The organism is Pseudomonas sp. Irchel 3E19, from assembly GCF_900187585.1.
GTDB lineage: Bacteria > Pseudomonadota > Gammaproteobacteria > Pseudomonadales > Pseudomonadaceae > Aquipseudomonas > Aquipseudomonas baetica.
In genome coordinates this window covers 61,988-79,351 of the sequence record NZ_FYDT01000009.1, presented here as the reverse complement: position 1 = coordinate 79,351, position 17,364 = coordinate 61,988, and the positions used below count along the sequence as shown (strand labels likewise).

The 17,364-nt window shown below is 60.3% G+C and carries 13 protein-coding genes and 3 tRNA genes; all 16 read right to left on the bottom strand.

Annotated features, from left to right (window positions below; all coding sequences use genetic code 11):
* Position 1: 1 nt before the first annotated feature.
* The 16 genes from CKW18_RS08170 to CKW18_RS08090 all read right to left on the bottom strand — a co-directional run bounded on the left by CKW18_RS08170 (position 2) and on the right by CKW18_RS08090 (position 17,325).
* Positions 2-1,237: a cytochrome c gene (locus tag CKW18_RS08170; protein WP_095188367.1), complete on the bottom strand. Its 1,236-nt coding sequence runs from the start codon at positions 1,235-1,237 to the stop codon at positions 2-4.
* Positions 1,238-1,239: 2 nt separating this feature from the next.
* Positions 1,240-1,779: a (2Fe-2S)-binding protein gene (locus CKW18_RS08165; protein ID WP_042558620.1), complete on the bottom strand. Its 540-nt coding sequence runs from the start codon at positions 1,777-1,779 to the stop codon at positions 1,240-1,242.
* A complete protein-coding gene (locus CKW18_RS08160; protein WP_095188366.1) occupies positions 1,772-4,603 on the bottom strand; it encodes a xanthine dehydrogenase family protein molybdopterin-binding subunit in 2,832 nt (943 codons plus the stop codon). Before CKW18_RS08160 ends, CKW18_RS08165 begins: the two co-directional genes overlap by 8 nt.
* Positions 4,604-5,091: 488 nt before the next feature.
* Positions 5,092-5,168: transfer RNA gene (locus tag CKW18_RS08150), tRNA-Asp, on the bottom strand.
* A 95-nt stretch (positions 5,169-5,263) separates the two neighbouring features.
* A tRNA-Asp gene (locus tag CKW18_RS08145) sits at positions 5,264-5,340 on the bottom strand.
* Between the two features lie 55 nt (positions 5,341-5,395).
* Positions 5,396-5,471, bottom strand: a tRNA-Val gene (locus CKW18_RS08140).
* Positions 5,472-5,561: 90 nt separating this feature from the next.
* The gene (locus CKW18_RS08135; RefSeq protein ID WP_095188364.1) at positions 5,562-6,338 is read right to left on the bottom strand and encodes an SDR family oxidoreductase; all 777 of its coding nucleotides are present in this window, start codon (positions 6,336-6,338) and stop codon (positions 5,562-5,564) included.
* Positions 6,335-7,546: an O-succinylhomoserine sulfhydrylase gene (locus CKW18_RS08130; protein WP_095188363.1), complete on the bottom strand. Its 1,212-nt coding sequence runs from the start codon at positions 7,544-7,546 to the stop codon at positions 6,335-6,337. The genes CKW18_RS08135 and CKW18_RS08130 overlap by 4 nt, the downstream gene beginning before the upstream one ends.
* Positions 7,547-7,625: 79 nt before the next feature.
* Positions 7,626-9,131, bottom strand: coding sequence for an amidophosphoribosyltransferase (purF, locus tag CKW18_RS08125; RefSeq protein WP_003226416.1), 1,506 nt, complete (start codon positions 9,129-9,131; stop codon positions 7,626-7,628).
* Between the two features lie 41 nt (positions 9,132-9,172).
* On the bottom strand, positions 9,173-9,733 hold the full coding sequence (locus tag CKW18_RS08120) for a CvpA family protein (RefSeq protein ID WP_007913461.1): 561 nt from the start codon (positions 9,731-9,733) through the stop codon (positions 9,173-9,175).
* A 98-nt stretch (positions 9,734-9,831) separates the two neighbouring features.
* A complete protein-coding gene (locus CKW18_RS08115; protein WP_095188362.1) occupies positions 9,832-10,488 on the bottom strand; it encodes an SPOR domain-containing protein in 657 nt (218 codons plus the stop codon).
* Positions 10,472-11,779 (bottom strand): bifunctional tetrahydrofolate synthase/dihydrofolate synthase, encoded by a 1,308-nt coding sequence (folC, locus tag CKW18_RS08110; protein ID WP_095188361.1) that lies wholly within the window; start codon positions 11,777-11,779, stop codon positions 10,472-10,474. The genes CKW18_RS08115 and folC overlap by 17 nt, the downstream gene beginning before the upstream one ends.
* Positions 11,776-12,696, bottom strand: a complete 921-nt coding sequence (gene accD / locus CKW18_RS08105) for an acetyl-CoA carboxylase, carboxyltransferase subunit beta (RefSeq protein ID WP_016984535.1) — start codon at positions 12,694-12,696, stop codon at positions 11,776-11,778. Before accD ends, folC begins: the two co-directional genes overlap by 4 nt.
* Before the next feature lie 204 nt (positions 12,697-12,900).
* The gene (locus CKW18_RS08100) at positions 12,901-13,527 is read right to left on the bottom strand and encodes a phosphoribosylanthranilate isomerase (protein ID WP_095188360.1); all 627 of its coding nucleotides are present in this window, start codon (positions 13,525-13,527) and stop codon (positions 12,901-12,903) included.
* Between the two features lie 64 nt (positions 13,528-13,591).
* A complete protein-coding gene (gene truA / locus CKW18_RS08095) occupies positions 13,592-14,416 on the bottom strand; it encodes a tRNA pseudouridine(38-40) synthase TruA (RefSeq protein ID WP_166220008.1) in 825 nt (274 codons plus the stop codon).
* A gap of 269 nt (positions 14,417-14,685) precedes the next feature.
* The gene (locus tag CKW18_RS08090) at positions 14,686-17,325 is read right to left on the bottom strand and encodes a FimV/HubP family polar landmark protein (protein ID WP_095188358.1); all 2,640 of its coding nucleotides are present in this window, start codon (positions 17,323-17,325) and stop codon (positions 14,686-14,688) included.
* Positions 17,326-17,364 lie beyond the last annotated feature (39 nt).

Below are 17,364 nucleotides of genomic sequence, written 5' to 3'. Positions count from 1 at the left end.
ATCAGTGCGCCTTGTGCTCGATGGCAGGTGCGTCAGCTTGCAACTTCTGCACATCGCTTACTGCCAGTTCAGCAGGCTGTCCACCCCAACCCTGACGCAGGTAGTTCAGCAGATCGGTCAGTTGCTCAGCACTGAGCTTGTCGGCAAAACCCGGCATCGGCTGCATGTGTTCGAACCCGGAGAATTTCTGCTCGCCGATGCCGTCCTCGATCACCCGCAACAGGTTACGCGGGTCTTCCAGACGCAACGTGGTGTTGCCGCGCATGGCCACCGCAATGTGCGGCTTGCCTTCGCCACCCACAGCATGGCAACCGGCGCAGACGTTCAAGTATTCCTGACGGCCGCGCTGGGCACTCGGGCTGAGTTTGTCCAGCGGCACTTCGGTCAGCACTTTTGCCGCTGGCGGTTGATCGCCGAGCAGGAAAGTCGCCATCGCCGCCAGATCTTTATCGTTCAGACCCTGGGTGCTGTTATGAAACACCGGGAACATCTCGTTGAACATCGTGCCCTGCGCACTCATGCCGTGCTTGAGGAACGTGCTCAGATCCTGATGATTCCAGCCACGTGCCGCCAGATCAGTGGCCAGCAAGCTCGGCGCCAGATAACCATTGAGGATGCCGCCGGTGAGGCGCTTGTCCATCTGCATCGCGCCCGGCAGACCACGTGGCGTATGGAATTCACCGCAGTGGCCAAGCACGTCAACCATGTATTGGCCGCGCTTCCAGGCTTCGCTTTTGCCTTCGCCAGACTCAAGCTTCACGTCTGTGCCGTACATCATGTTCCAGCCCATCAGGCCCAGACGCACATTGAACGGAAAGCTCAGGCTGGTGACCGGTGATGCGCGCTCGATCGGCTCGACGGTTTTCAGGTACGCATGAATCGCATCCGAATCTTCACGCGGCACCAGGTGATACGAGGTGTACGGCATCGCCGGATACAGGTTCGCACCGTCACGACGCTTGCCTTTGGTGAGCGCAGCGAAGAACTCGTCATCATTATACAAACCGATGCCATGCTCTTTACTCGGGGTGATGTTGGTGCCGTAGATCGTGCCGAACGGCGAAACAATCGGCAGGCCGCCGGCATACGGCGCGCCACCCGGTGCGGTGTGGCACGCCATGCAGTCGGCGGCACGGGCGAGGTATTCGCCGCGCTTGACCTGATCATCGGCATGCGCAAAAAGCACCGGCGCAGCCAGCCCGACCGCCAAGGTCAGGCGGGTCAATAAAAGCTTCATGCTTAACCCTCCTTGACCAGGCCGAGATCGGTCAGCACATTGCGGGTAGCATTGTAGTAACGCACGTACCCGGTGCAACGACAGATGTGATGGCCGAGGCTGTCCTCGATGACTTGTTCCAGTTGGCTTTTGACGATCGGCTGGCGTTGCAGCTTTTCTACCAGCACTGTCGCGGCATTGACGAAGCCCGGTGCACAGTAGCTGCACTGGAAGGCGAACTCGTCGACGAAACGCTGCTGGATCGGATTCAGCTCAGTGACCTGCCCATCTTCGTCACGCTTGGCGTGGCTTTCGATGGTGCGGACTTTCTTGCCTTCGAAGTAATGCGCGCCGGTGATGCAGGTGCGCACTTCTTCGCTGGTGCCGTCCGGGTTGTCGACGATGACGACGCAGGCGTGGCAGATACCCTGACCACAGCCCAGGCGCGAGCCGGTGAGATTCTTGTATTCGTGCAGGTAGTCGATCATCGGCAGGTCATCAGGGATGTCCACCGGGCCGACGGATTGACCATTGAGGGTCAGTTGAAGCGGACGGTTAGCCATTGAGGGCCTCCTTGATGCGCGCAGCAGTGATTGGCAGATCGCGAACACGTTTACCGATGGCGTGCGCCACGGCGTTACCGATGGCACCGACTACCGGGATCATCACCACTTCGGCGATGCCTTTGGACGGATCGCTTGGCGACAGCGGCGGCAGAATTTCCGCCGTCTGTTTCCACACCGCAACGTGACGCGCCATCGGCAGACGGTAACGGTTGAAGTTCCAGTCACCCTCCCCCGGCCCGCCTTCATACAGCGGCATTTCTTCCATCAATGCGTGGCCGATGCCCATGGCGATACCGCCCTCAAGTTGGCCCTTGACCAGCTCTTCGACCAGCACACGCCCGCACTCGACCCACGAATGGTGATTGAGCACTTCGACTTCCAGCGAACCTTTGTTGACCTTCAACTCGACCAGCGTGGCGACCGGGCTGTAGTAAGTCACGGCAGCGTTGTTCAGTTGGGTCACCGGATAGTTGATGTTCTGGCGGTCCAACAGGTGGAAACCGGCCGTGCTCATCAACGCTTGCTTGGCCTTCGGTGCGCCGTCGCCATACTTCACCGCCAGACCGTCCAGCGGCAGACGCTCTTTCACGCCGTCGATGCTGTATTCGGCCTCGGCCCAGCTCCAACGGTTGAATCCGTGAACAGTCGCGCCAGTCACCAGACCCCGCTCGTGAGCGCGCTTGGCCAGCTCTTCGAAGCTCAACGGCTGCATGCCGTTGGCGGTGAGCTTGCCGTCGACCCAATGCGCATCTTCGCGACGCACCACGTAAGGGTTGGCCTGACCGCCATACGGGCCCTGACGCCAGATCTCCAGCGCCGCCGGCCACAAACCGTGGGTGAACAGCACACGTGCTGCTTCGCGGGTGGCATGGCTGAAGTAATAAGCCGAGTTGGTCGCTGACGAGGCCGAGGCCAATTTGCCGACCCAGCGCGGGTTGCGCAGCAGGTTGTCCTGCTCGGCCTGGCTCATGATGTAAGGGTTGCCGCTGGTGATCAGCTGCATTTCCTTCCATTCGGTTTCGCCCGTCTTCACTTCGTGCGCCGGGTTGCCGAGGAAATCGGCAACGACCAGCGCTTGCGAAGTGGACATGCCGGTGCCGATTTCAATACCGATGTGGCGCAGGCTGATGCGACCTTCTGCGGTGAACTCGATGCTGGCCATCGGCGCTTCGGAACCGGTGCCGAAGTCTTTCTGGCAAATGGCGAAACCGACGCCATACCAGTTGTCCGGGTCTGCCGCTTCGCGCTGTTGCTTGATCGCGTCGCGGTTTTTCCAGACATCATGCACCGAAGCCTTGTCGAGAATCTCGTGCAGGCGCAGCGCACCGGCCGGGATCGCGCCCTGGGTGTTTTTCATGCCCGAGCGCAGAGCGTTCTTGCGGCGTAAATCAATTGCATCGACACCGAGACGATTGGCGATTTCGTCGACCATCATTTCAGTCGCCGCCATGCTTTGCAGGGTGCCATAGCCGCGCATCGAGCCCGCTTCAACACCACGTGAGTGGTAAGCGGTGACCTGCAGGTCGTTCTGCGGCATGTAGTAGATCGATTGCGCGGCCGTGGCGCCAACCGCTGCCACGGATGGGCTGTAGTTGATGCGACCGCCACCGTCGACGCTCATTTCGGCGCGGAAAATCTTGAAGCTGTAGTCGTTCTTGTCCACGGCCAACTGGTAGCGAATATCGAACGGGTGACGCTTGATGCCGCTCTGGAACTGCTCGTAGCGGTCGTTGGCCAGACGCACCGGCACACCGGCACCGTACAACGCGGCAAGAGCTGCGTAGTAGACAAAGATGTTGTGGTCTTTGGAACCGTAACCCACGGTGTAACCGGGGTGCATGTTCAGGTTGGCCAGGCCGAAGCGAGACGGCGAAATCATTTTCGCCATCTCGGTCGCGGCTTCCAGTGGGCACTGGGTCGCCACGACGAAGTGCAAAGTCTTGGTCGCTGGATCGTACCAACCGTTGCCGTTGTCCGGCTCCATGGCGGCCGGTTCGATCGACGGGGTCTTGTAGCGCTCGTCGAACACCAGCCAGTTGTCCGGCGGTGTGTCGATCTCTTTCTTCATGCGCTCAGCGTAGAACAGACCGCGCTCAGTCAGGTTGCCGTGCAGGTTCGGCTGGGAGTTCCACACCGGGCGGCGGTTTTTCAGCATCGGGAAGAGGATCGAGTCCTTGAGGCTGGCGAATTCATCTTCGTCTGCCGAGGTCGGGCCACCCACACGCACGTAGCGGAAGCTGCCATAGGGATCGCCTTCGTAGAACGGCACTTGAGCACCGTAACGAATCGCTTTGTCATTGAATTTGAGTTTGTTCTTGGCCTGGCGGAAACGCTCGAAGTCGTTCCAGATCAGGATCGCCACCGGGTGGCCGATGAACATCGGCACTTTGCCAACCGGCAGTAACGGATCGGGCGCGTGCTCCTCCGGGAAGACGATGCCGTCCTTGTCCAGATCGGCAGCGGTGACGATGCGGTCCGGCTGCAAGTCGGCGCCGAGCCACGACAGGTCGTAGCCGTCGTAGATCCGGTCAGCCTTGATGGTTTTCAGCAGCATGGCGTGGCCTTGCTGCTCCGGCCAGCCCGGCATGTCCTTGGAACGGATGTCGCGGGCAAATACTTTACTGCCGCAGACCTTGGACAGGGCATCGTTACGCTGGCGTGCCTTGCCGTTGTTGCCGAGCCACTTCTCGGACGGCACGGTCACGCTGTTTTCCATCAAGGCAGCCAGCGCCTGACTGCTGAGCGGCGTGAGCGTGACGCTCACACCCGCCACCAGTCCGCCCTGGAGGAACGAACGCCGGGATATTTCACGGTTGGACATGGATCATCCTCTGGGCGGTTATGTGTCCACCCTTCTGGTTATCTACTGGGAATCTCGAGTCTTGCAGAAGCTCTTTCTGGCGAAGCGAAGAGCTGTGTTGACAGTGCAAAGCTGACCGAAAGGTTAACTTTAAAGGTTTCTGAGCTTCCGGCAAACAACCAGTTACAAAAATTTGACTAAAGAATCAAAAAATCAATGCGACGTGGCACCGCAGCAGATCGCTGGACATATCGCCCCCCCCTTGTGGGAGCGAGCCTGCTCGCGAAAGCGTTCTTCCAGCCAATACTGATTTTGAACGTGCCGACGCCTTCGCGAGCAGGCTCGCTCCCACAGGGATTTGCGCTGGATTGAGGAGGGAGGAAGAGAGGAAAAGCCAAATTGCAGACACAAAAAACCCCGGTCTTTCGACCAGGGTCTTTGCTATCGGATCCGACTCAGCGAGGCTGACTTCGGTGCTTCAAGGCGTTCAGTGGTCCTTGAAGCAGATATGGCGCAGCGGACGGGACTCGAACCCGCGACCCCCGGCGTGACAGGCCGGTATTCTAACCGACTGAACTACCGCTGCGTATCGCTTTGAGCTTGCGCTCAAGTAACTCGTTTTGACTGTAAAGCTTCGGTGCTTTGCAATCGCGAACCAGACAGTGCCTGACTCGTAAAATATGGCGCAGCGGACGGGACTCGAACCCGCGACCCCCGGCGTGACAGGCCGGTATTCTAACCGACTGAACTACCGCTGCGCGTCGGTGCAGGCACTTTCAGCCTACCTCTTGCTTTCACAAGTTTCTCGGGGAGTGGTGGGTGATGACGGGATCGAACCGCCGACATTCTGCTTGTAAGGCAGACGCTCTCCCAGCTGAGCTAATCACCCGTTTGCATCTCCGAGGCCGCGAAATTTACGCAGATAGCGAACCTAAGTCAATAGCAGGATTGAAGTTTTTCTAAAAAAGACGAAATTGAGTCATTCCGTATAGATCATCTTCTTGGTCATACCGCCATCGACCACAAATTCCTGCCCGGTGACAAACCCGGCATTCCTCGACAACAGCCACGCCACCATCGCCGCCACGTCCTCGACCGTCCCTACCCTGCCCGCTGGATGCTGGGCATGATCAGCATCGGCCAGCGGCTCGGCCCGACGCGCAGACGGATCCCGCGCATCGATCCAGCCCGGGCTGACCGCATTGACGCGAATCTCCGGCCCCAGGCTGATCGCCAGCGCATGCGTGAGTGCCAACAAGCCACCCTTGCTCGCCGCATAGGCCTCGGTGTCCGGTTCCGACTGACCGGCACGTGTCGACGCCAGATTGACGATCGACCCATTGTGCGCCCGCAAATAGGGTGCGCAATGCTTGGCCAACAGCATTGGCCCACCGAGATTCACCGCCATCACCCGATTCCAGTACGCCAGATCAAGGCTTTCCAGCGTGATGTTGTGCGGATCAGCCACCGCCGCGTTGCACACCAGCGCATCGAGACGGCCAAACTGCCCCAACACCTCGGCCACACCTAGCGCGACCTGACCTTCATCCGCCACATCCATGGCAATGAACCAGGCGTTTTCGCCCAGCACCTTCGCCACTTTCGATCCGCGCACTCGGTCCAGATCAGTCAGCACCACTTGCCAGCCTTCGCTGATCAACCAGGCTGCAATGCCCAGACCGATACCGCGCGCGGCGCCCGTGACCAGCGCAACGCGGCCATGGGTTCCGGCTTTCGGAGTGGACAACTCGATCACAGCGCCGCCAGACCGCGCGCCAGATCGGCTTGCAGGTCGGCGACATCTTCCAGACCGACCGCAATGCGGATCAGACTGTCACGAATACCCGCCGCTTCACGCTCCTGCGGCGCCAGACGACCATGGGAAGTGGTGCTCGGGTGGGTAATGGTGGTTTTGCTGTCGCCGAGGTTGGCGGTGATCGAAATCAACCGCGTCGCATCGATAAAGCGCCACGCGCCCTCTTTGCCGCCCCTGACCTCAAAGCTCACCACGGCGCCGAAGCCCTTCTGCTGACGCTGCGCCAACTCATGCTGCGGATGGCTCTTGAGACCGGCGTAATGGACTTTCTCGATGCCTTCCTGCTGTTCCAGCCATTCAGCCAGTTGCTGGGCATTGGCACAGTGTGCCTTCATCCGCAGATTCAGGGTTTCCAGGCCTTTGAGGAAGATCCACGCGTTGAACGGGCTCAAGGTTGGCCCGGCGGTACGCAGGAAGCCGACCACTTCTTTCATCTGCTCGCTGCGACCGGCGACTACACCGCCCATGCAACGGCCCTGGCCATCGATGAACTTGGTGGCCGAATGCACAACGATGTCTGCGCCCATTTTCAGCGGCTGTTGCAACGCCGGGGTGCAGAAGCAATTGTCGACCACCAGCATCGCGCCTTTGGCGTGAGCGATTTCTGCCAGCGCAGTGATGTCCACCAGCTCGGCCAGCGGATTGGATGGCGACTCGACAAAGAGCAGTTTGGTGTTGGGCTTGATCGCCGCATCCCAGGCCGACAGCTCGGCCAAAGGTACGTAATCGACTTCCACGCCAAAGCGCTTGAAATACTTTTCGAACAAGCTGATGGTCGAGCCAAACACACTGCGCGAAACCAGAACGTGGTCACCGGCACTGCACAGGCTCATCACCACCGCCATGATCGCCGCCATACCGGTCGCGGTGGCAACGGCCTGCTCTGCGCTCTCCAGCGCCGCAATACGCTCTTCAAACGCGCGAACGGTCGGGTTGGTGTAGCGCGAGTAAACGTTGCCCGGCACTTCGCCGGCAAATCGCGCGGCCGCATCGGCAGCGGTGCGGAACACATAGCTGGAGGTGAAGAACATCGGATCACCGTGCTCGCCTTCCGGCGTACGGTGCTGACCGGCACGTACGGCCAGGGTATCGAACGCTACGCCTTCGAGGTCGCTATCCAAACGACCGGCATCCCATTCCTGACTCATGCTGTCACTCCTTGCCTGTTCTCGATAAATAAAAGTCGTTTGCCAGATACAAAACCGGCCCCTCAGGGCCGGTAGAAACTCAGTTGTTGTACAGATCGATGATCGCACTGACCGCCTGGGTCTTGACCTTGGAGGCATCGTTGCGTGCCTGTTCGATCTTGTCCAGATAAGCTTCGTCGACGTCGCCGGTGACGTACTTGCCGTCGAACACCGCGCAATCGAAGTTTTCGATCTTGATCTTGCCGCCGCCGACCGCTTCGATCAAGTCAGGCAAGTCCTGATAGATCAACCAGTCTGCGCCGATCAGATCCGCCACGTCCTGGGTCGAACGGTTGTGCGCGATCAGCTCGTGAGCGCTCGGCATGTCGATGCCATATACGTTCGGGAAGCGAACAGCCGGAGCGGCCGAGCAGAAGTAGACGTTTTTCGCGCCGGCTTCGCGGGCCATCTGAATGATCTGCTTGCAGGTGGTGCCGCGCACGATCGAATCGTCGACCAGCATCACGTTCTTGCCGCGGAATTCCAGCTCGATCGCGTTGAGCTTCTGGCGAACCGACTTCTTGCGGGCCGCCTGGCCCGGCATGATGAAGGTACGGCCGATGTAACGGTTCTTGACGAAACCTTCGCGGAATTTCACGCCCAAGTGGTTGGCCAGTTCCAGTGCCGCAGTGCGGCTAGTGTCCGGAATCGGGATGACCACGTCGATATCGTGCTCTGGACGCTCGCGCAGGATCTTCTCTGCCAGCTTCTCGCCCATGCGCAGACGCGCCTTATAGACCGACACACCGTCGATGATCGAGTCCGGACGCGCCAGATAGACGTGTTCGAAGATGCACGGGGTCAGGGACGGGTTGGTCGCGCACTGACGAGTGTGCAGCTTGCCGTCCTCAGTGATGTACACCGCTTCGCCCGGTGCCAGGTCGCGAATCAGGGTGAAACCAAGCACGTCCAGCGAAACGCTTTCCGAAGCGATCATGTACTCGACGCCTTCGTCGGTATGACGCTGGCCGAACACGATCGGACGGATGCCGTGCGGATCACGGAAACCGACGATGCCGTAGCCGGTGATCATCGCCACCACTGCGTAACCACCGACACAACGGTTGTGCACGTCGGTCACGGCAGCAAACACGTCTTCTTCGGTCGGCTGCAGCTTGCCGCGCTGGGCCAGCTCGTGGGCGAACACGTTGAGCAGCACTTCCGAGTCGGAGCTGGTGTTGACGTGACGCAGATCGGATTCGTAGATCTCTTTGGCCAACTGTTCAACGTTGGTCAGGTTACCGTTATGCGCCAGGGTGATGCCGTAAGGCGAGTTGACGTAGAACGGCTGGGCTTCGGCCGAAGTCGAGCTGCCCGCAGTCGGGTAACGGACGTGGCCGATACCCATGTGGCCGACCAGGCGTTGCATGTGACGCTGTTGAAACACGTCACGCACCAGGCCATTGTCCTTGCGCAGGAACAACCGGCCATCATGGCTGGTCACGATACCGGCAGCGTCCTGGCCGCGGTGCTGGAGCACGGTTAGCGCGTCATACAGCGCCTGATTGACGTTCGACTTACCGACGATACCGACGATGCCACACATGCGACGCAACCCCTACTTAATGGATCTGAACTGAACAACACTCACTGTGGCGTTTTGGCCGACGGCAAGAGCTGCTCCTTGAACGGAATATCAGCGGGTACGCTGATTCCGCTGGCAAGCCACTGACTGCTCCACCCGAGAATCAGGTTCTTGGACCAGTCGGCGACCAATAAAAATTTGGGCACGAGCTGTGATTCTTTCCACCACCCGTCCTGCTGTACCGGCCCCAGGCTCAACAGCCCGACTGCCACAACCACCAGCAACACGCCACGCGCAGCGCCGAAGGCCATGCCCAGGAATCGATCGGTCCCGGACAACCCGGTGACGCGAACCAACTCGCCGATAAGATAATTGATCATTGCGCCCACGATCAGTGTGGCGACAAACATGATGGCACAGCCCGCGATCACGCGAGCCGATGGGGTTTCGATGTATCCGGCCAGGTACTCGGACAATGAGCCACCGAACATCCAGGCAACGACTCCTGCGATGATCCAGGTCACCAGCGATAATGCTTCCTTGACGAAGCCGCGGCTCAAACTGATCAAAGCGGAGATGGCGATGATTGCAACGATCGCCCAGTCAACCCAGGTAAATGGCACAGTGCAGCCTACAGACGGATAAGGCGGCGCATTTTAGCAGAGCGCATGGCTGTCGGTAAGCTGCGATTTTCAGTGCATTTCAATCGAATCGATAGATCCTAGCCGCGCTCGGGCTGGAAGCGCACGACAAAACCTTTGAGGTTCTGCTGACGACCCAACAGGTCACGCAGACGATCGGCTTCGGCACGCTCGATCAGCGGGCCGACAAACACCCGATTCTTGCCATCGGCAGAACGGATGTAAGCGTTGTAACCCTGGCTACGCAGGGTTTTCTGCAAGCTTTCGGCGCTGGCGCGACTCGACAGACTCGCCAACTGTACCGACCAGCTTACCGACAGACCGTTGGCATCGACGCGGCTTTGCGTGGTGTCAGGCTTGGCCGACGCCGCCGCGATCGGCTGAGCAGGCGCCGGAATCGGCTTGGCCACCGCAGGCGGAGCAGTCGGCTTGGCGATTGCTATGGGAGCTGTCGGCGCCGGGGCAGGCGCAGTCGATGCAGCAGGTGCAGTGTCTTCTGCGACCTCTTCATCAGTTGACACAGGTTCTTGCGGCAAGGCTTGCGGCTCAGGCACGGCGACCGGCTCAAGCTGTACTTGCGGCACTGCAGGAGCATGCGGAGCGGCCGGGGCATCGACCGTCACCTGACGCTGCTCGTCCTGACGGGAAAACAGCATCGGCAGGAAAATCACCGCCAGCGCCACCAGCACCAGGGCACCGACCATGCGCTGCTTGTACGCTTTATCCAGCAAAGCCATTTGCCGCTTCCTCCGTGGAGCGCCGGGCCAGCCATTCAAGGGCCTCAGCGACACAATAAAATGATCCAAACAACAGAATCTCGTCGTCACTGGTTGCGACTGCGCACTGCCCTTCCAGAGCGGCGGCAACGCTGTCGTAAGACGCGACCGAAGCGCCAAGGTTCTGCAAGGCCGCGTGTAATTCTGCAACCGGGCGTGAGCGCGGCGAATCCAGCGGCGCTACGGCCCAGTGCTGGACACTAGCATTCAATTCGCTGAGCACACCATCCAGATCCTTGTCCGCCAGCAGGCCGAACACCGCAAGACGCTTGCCGACCGGTGGCTGCGAGGCCAGGCGACGGGCCAGATATTCTGCCGCGTGCGGGTTATGGCCGACATCGAGCAACAGATTCAGGCGCTTGCCGTTCCATTCGAACGAGCGGCGATCCAGCCGACCGACCACGCGAGTCGCCTGCAAGGCCGTTACAATCTGCCGGTCATTCCACGGCAAACCGAGCAGCAGATACGCCTGCAAGGCCAGCGCGGCGTTTTCCATCGGCAGATCGAGCAACGGCAAGTCGTGCAGCTCGACAACCTGACCCTGCGCATCGGTACCGCGCCACTGCCAGTTCTGCTCAGTGATGCCGAGATCGAAATCGCGCCCTCGCAGGAAGAACGGACACGCCAGCTCACGCGCCTTGTCGAGCAACGGCTGTGGAGGATTCAGATCGCCACACAAGGCAGGCTTGCCCTGGCGGAAGATACCGGCCTTCTCGAAAGCCACGGACTCACGGGTGTCGCCCAGATAATCAGCGTGATCGACGCCAATACTGGTGACCAGCGCGATATCGGCGTCCACCACGTTGACCGTATCCAGACGCCCACCCAGACCGACTTCCAGCACCACCGCATCGAGCCCGGCCTGTTGAAACAGCCAGAACGCCGCGAGGGTGCCCATTTCGAAGTAAGTCAGGGAGGTTTCGCCGCGCCCGACCTCGACCGCTGCAAAGGCCTCGCACAACTGCGCATCAGTGGCTTCGACGCCATTGAGCTGCACCCGCTCGTTGTAACGCAGCAGGTGCGGAGAATTGTAGACGCCAACACTCAGCCCCTGCGCCCGCAGCAACGAAGCCACGAAAGCGCAGGTTGAACCTTTGCCGTTGGTGCCGGTGACCGTAATCACCCGAGGCGCCGGCTGGCCCAGCCCCATACGGGACGCTACCTGTTGCGAACGCTCCAGCCCCATGTCGATGGCCGACGGATGCAACTGCTCAAGGTAGGCGAGCCACTCGCCAAGGGTGCGCTCGATCATAGGCCGGCAGGTACCGGAGGAACCACGATCGGCTCGATTGGCGCGGCGACGAATTTCGGCGTCGGCTTGCCAGTCATTTGTGCAAGCAGGTTACCCAAACGTGGGCGCAGTTCCTGACGGTGGATGATCATGTCGATCGCACCGTGTTCCAGGAGGAATTCGCTGCGCTGGAAGCCTTCCGGCAGTTTTTCGCGCACGGTTTGCTCGATCACGCGCGGACCGGCGAAGCCGATCAGGGCTTTCGGCTCGCCGACGATCACATCGCCAAGCATGGCCAGACTGGCGGAAACACCACCGTAAACCGGGTCGGTCAGTACGGAGATGAACGGAATGCCTTCTTCACGCAGGCGTGCCAGCACGGCCGAGGTCTTGGCCATTTGCATCAGCGAGATCAGGGCTTCCTGCATCCGCGCGCCACCGGAGGCCGCGAAGCAGATCATCGGGCAGCGATTTTCCAGCGCGTAGTTGGCAGCGCGGACGAAACGCTCACCGACGATGGCACCCATGGAACCGCCCATGAAGCTGAATTCGAACGCCGAAACCACCACCGGCATGCCCAACAGGGTGCCGCTTACGGAGATCAGCGCGTCTTTTTCGCCGGTCTGCTTTTGCGCGGCGGTCAGGCGATCCTTGTACTTCTTGCCGTCGCGGAATTTCAGACGGTCAACCGGCTCCAGGTCGGCGCCCAGCTCGTTGCGACCTTCAGCATCGAGGAAGATGTCGATACGCGCACGTGCGCCGATGCGCATGTGGTGGTTGCATTTCGGGCAAACGTCCAGGGTCTTTTCCAGCTCCGGACGATACAGCACGGCCTCGCAGGACGGGCATTTGTGCCACAGACCTTCAGGCACCGAGCTCTTCTTGACCTCCGAGCGCATGATCGAAGGGATCAGTTTGTCTACTAACCAGTTGCTCATGCTTTCTTTCTCCAGTACCGGCGGCCCGAACGCTCTGGTTCGCAGCCCCGCGTATGCCCTTGAGCTAAATTCATGTGTGTGGCGATGATTGATGAACAGCCACGGTCAGCGCGAAACATGACCTGCGTGCCATCCAGAAACCCTCAGCCGCGCCTGCTTTGTGCAAGTGCATTGATGGACGGCGGCAGACTGCCAGCCGTCACATCAATATGGTGCTTTGCGTACAGCGTTGATGAACGCCCGAATCTTTGCGTGATCCTTGATGCCCTTGCTCGCCTCTACCCCGCCACTGACGTCCACGGCATAAGGCCGAACCCGCGCGACAGCGTCGGCGACGTTCTGCGCAGTGAGCCCGCCGGCCAGAATCAATGGCTTGTTCAAGGCTTGAGGAATCAAAGACCAGTCGAACGCCTCACCGGTTCCGCCGGGCACGCCTTCGACATAAGTGTCGAGCAGCACGCCACTGGCGCTTGGGTAGGCGTCGACGGCCGCAGCAATGTCATCGCCCGCCTTGACCCGAAGCGCCTTGATGTAAGGACGATGCCAGCCTTCGCACTCGTCTGCGCGCTCGTCGCCATGGAACTGCAACAGATCCAGCGGCACGGCATCGAGGATTTCCCCCAACTCGCAGCGGCTGGCATTGACGAACAGGCCAACCGTGGTCACAAACGGCGGCAAGGCCTTGATGATCGCCCGCGCCTGCTGCACGCTCACCGCACGCGGGCTCTTGGCGTAAAACACGAATCCGATCGCATCCGCCCCGGCCTCGACGGCGGCCAACGCATCTTCTATGCGGGTAATCCCGCAAATCTTGCTGCGAACGGCTGACATGTCGATAAAAACTCCGAGGCAAATCCGGGAAAGTCCCGGATGGTAACAAAAGCGTTCGAGGGCGTCAGCCGTCAAGTTCCGAGAAACCCGTAAGGAAATGTGGCCCGATAAAACGCTCGGGCAACGGGAATTCGTCGTGATACTCGACTTGCACCAGATACAGCCCATAAGGATGCGCGGTCACACCACCGGAACGGCGCTCGCGGCTTTCCAGCACTTCCTTCATCCATTCAACCGGCCGCTCGCCGGCACCAATGGTCATCAAGACACCGGCGATGTTGCGCACCATGTGATGCAGGAAGGCATTGGCGCGGATGTCGAGCACGATCATTTTGCCGTGACGGGTGACGCGCAGGTGATGCATCTTCTTGATCGGCGATTTCGCTTGGCACTGGCCGGCGCGGAACGCACTGAAGTCGTGGGTACCGATCAGGTACTGCGCGGCTTCAGCCATGCGCTCGACATCCAGTGGACGGTGGTTCCAGGTGATTTCTTCGTTCAGATGCGCCGGGCGAATCTGATCGTTGTAGATCACATAGCGATAACGCCGGGCGATGGCTTTGAAGCGCGCATGAAAATGTGCCGGCATCACCCGCGCCCAACTGACGCTGATGTCATGGGGCAGATTGATATTGGCGCCCATCACCCAGGCTTTCAGCGAACGATCGACCGTGGTATCGAAATGCACCACTTGCCCGCAGGCATGCACGCCAGCGTCGGTACGCCCGGCGCATTGCAGGGATACCGGTGAATTGGCGACTTTCGACAGGGCTTTTTCGAGCTCTTCCTGCACCGTTGCCACACCGGTCAACTGACGCTGCCAGCCGCTGTAGCGCGAGCCTTTGTACTCAACGCCCAGTGCTACGCGGTAAAAGCCCTCGGGGGCCATTTCGGCGACCGGGTTATCTATGTTTGCCAAGGTGGGACAGCCTGCTGTTTTTGCAAAGGCGGGCATTATAAGGCTGTGGTTCAGGGATACCAGAGGTTCTCTGTCGCCTGTAACAATGCCTTCGCGAGCAAGCCCGCTCCCACACTTGGAATGCATTCCCCTGTGGGAGCGGGCTTGCTCGCGAAAGCGGTGGATCAGGCACCAATGAATCCCGCACAAACAAAAACGGCAGCCTCAATGGGCTGCCGCTTCGTTTATCGCTGGACTGATTACAAGCTCGAGAGCATGTCCTTGGCCTCACCACGCTGCTTCTCGTCACCTTCGGTCAACACTTCGTTGAGGATGTCGCGTGCACCATCGCTGTCGCCCATGTCGATGTAGGCCTGAGCCAGATCGAGCTTGGTCGCCGCTTCGTCAGTGCCGGCGAGGAAGTCGAAATCATCTTCGCCAAGATCATCACCCTTCATTGCATCGGCTTCGGTGAAGGTCGGTTCGGCGATGCTTTGCGACAGGCGATCCAGTTCGGCGTTGACGTCGTCCAACTCAGCCGCGAAGGCATCCGGTTCGGCAGTTGGGTTGCTGTCCATTTCATCGGCCAGCGACAGATCGAAATCGGCTGGCAACTCGAGATCATCCTGCGGCACATCGGCAACCACTGGCGCCTCGACCGGCGGCAGATCCTTCACGCTGTCGTCCAGATCCAGCAGAAAATCGTCGTCAGCCAATGCGGCTGGCGCTGGTTCGGCGCCAAGATCCAGATCCAGGTCGAAGTCCGACAAGTCGTCCAGATTCTCTTTGATTTCGGTCTGCTGTTGCAGCACCGATTCGAAGCTCAAATCATCGTCCGCCGGGAATTCGTCCAGCTCGACCGGGGCACCCAGCTCAATCGGCGCTTCTGGCTCAACGACCGGCGCAGGTTCTACCGGCGTAATGTTGTCGAGATCGTCCAGACTCAAGTCAAACGCGCTGTCCAGATCATCTTCAGCAGGTGTCGTTGCTGGTTCTTCCGGCTCATCCAGCAGTAAGTCTTTGACGTACTGAGCATCCAGCTCAGCAGCAACAGCCGCTGCCGCAAGACCACTGGCAACAGCTACCGCCATGGCCGGGAAGCGGCTTTTCAACTCTTCGACCTTGGCGAAGTTGTCGCCATTGGCCACCAGCTGACGCTCCTGACCAACGAACGCATCGCGGTCGCCCTGCTGACCGTAGACTTCCATCAGCTTGAGACGCAGATCGCTGCGCTGTGGCTCCAGGCTGACGCCCTCTTCCAGCAACGCGGCCGCCTGATTCAGGCGACCGGCATTGATGTGCGATTGCGCCTTGTCCAGCACGTCGTCGGAGCGCTCAGCGGCCGGCGCCACCAGCGGCGCGGCAATCGGTTCGGCCATCACGATCGGGGCGACTACCGCAGCAACAGGGGCTGGCGCCGGCGTATTCAGCTTGACGCTCGCCGCCGGTGTTTCCAGACCTTCGAAACTGCTTTCCGGCAGATCCTGGTCTTCGGCGAGGGCGCGAGCCATGCGCACATGCTTTTCGGCTTCCTGCTGAGCTTTACGGCGACGGGCCAGCAGCAACAGCAAGAGCAGCAGAACCACAGCACCACCACCGACCAGCCCCATCAGGATCGGATTGGTCAGCAGCTCGTTGAAGGTTTTTTCGTCATCGACAACCGGTTTCGGCTCTACAACGGGGGTCTCGGCAGGCGTCTCAGCCGGTGGTGCGATGGCCGACTCTGGCGTAGGCGATGTCGACGCAGCATCGGCCGGAGTGGCCGGCGGCGTGGCGGCCAGTTCGGCGGTAATCGCCGGAACCGGCGCAGCGGCAGGATTGCCGGCCGGCGCGGCGCCCGCGCCTTCGGCCTGCATCTTCGCCAGTTGATTGTTCTTCAGCTCGATCAGCTTTTGCAGCTTGTCCAGCTGACTTTGCAGATCGGACATGCGGCTTTTCAGTTCCTCGTTGTCACGACGGGTCGTGTCGAGGCTTTCCTGAGTGAGCGCGAGCTTGTTGCTCAGGGCCTTGGCATCGCCGGCCGGGCCTTTGCCGCGCGCCTTGGCGCTTTCGGCAGAGACCAGGCTCAGGTTGTCTTTGGCATCTGGCGCAGCGCCGCTATTGCCGCGACCACGATTGGTCGCATCGAGCTGCTGCTGACCGCTGCCAGGCTTGGCCACATAACGACGGCCCTGACGCCAGGCCTCGTTTTGCGCGGCGACTTCAGCAATGGCTTTGGACTGTGGCAGTGAAGTGCTCTGCACCGAGTCCGGCAGGCGCAGCACCTGACCGGTTTTCAGCCGGTTGATGTTGCCGCCGATGAAAGCGTCCGGGTTCAGCGCTTGAATGGCCAGCATGGTCTGCTGCACCGAACCGCCAGTGCGCGCCTTCGCGGCGATTTCCCACAGGGTGTCGCGCGGCGTGGTGGTGTATTGAGCCGGGTGCGTGGCGCCAGTGGTCGGCGCGGTGACGGTTTGCGACGGCGCCGGTTGCGCGGCGGCATCAGCAGTCTGCGGCGAGAACTTCGATGGATCCAGCAGCACGCTGTAATCGCGCAGCAGACGGCCGTTCGGCCACATCACCTGCACGAGGAATTTCACCATCGGTTCCGACAGCGGCTTGCTCGACGTTACGCGCAGCACGCTTTTGCCGCTGGCGTTGAGCACCGGGGTAAACGTCAGATCGTTAAGGAAAGCCTGGCGATCAACGCCGGCCTTGGCGAAATCTTCCGGCGAGGCCAGGCTCGGCACCACTTCGGCAGCGGTGAGATCCTTGACGTCGAGCAGCTCGATTTCAGCCACCAGCGGCTGGTTCAGGGTCGACTTCAGGGTCAGCTCCCCGAGCCCGAGGGCATGCGCCATACCGGAGGACAGCGCCGACGCGGCCGCTATTGCTAACACCAGTTTGCGAACTTGAACCATAGCCTCATCCTTTGTTTGAACGTTCCTCGGCCAGCGAGA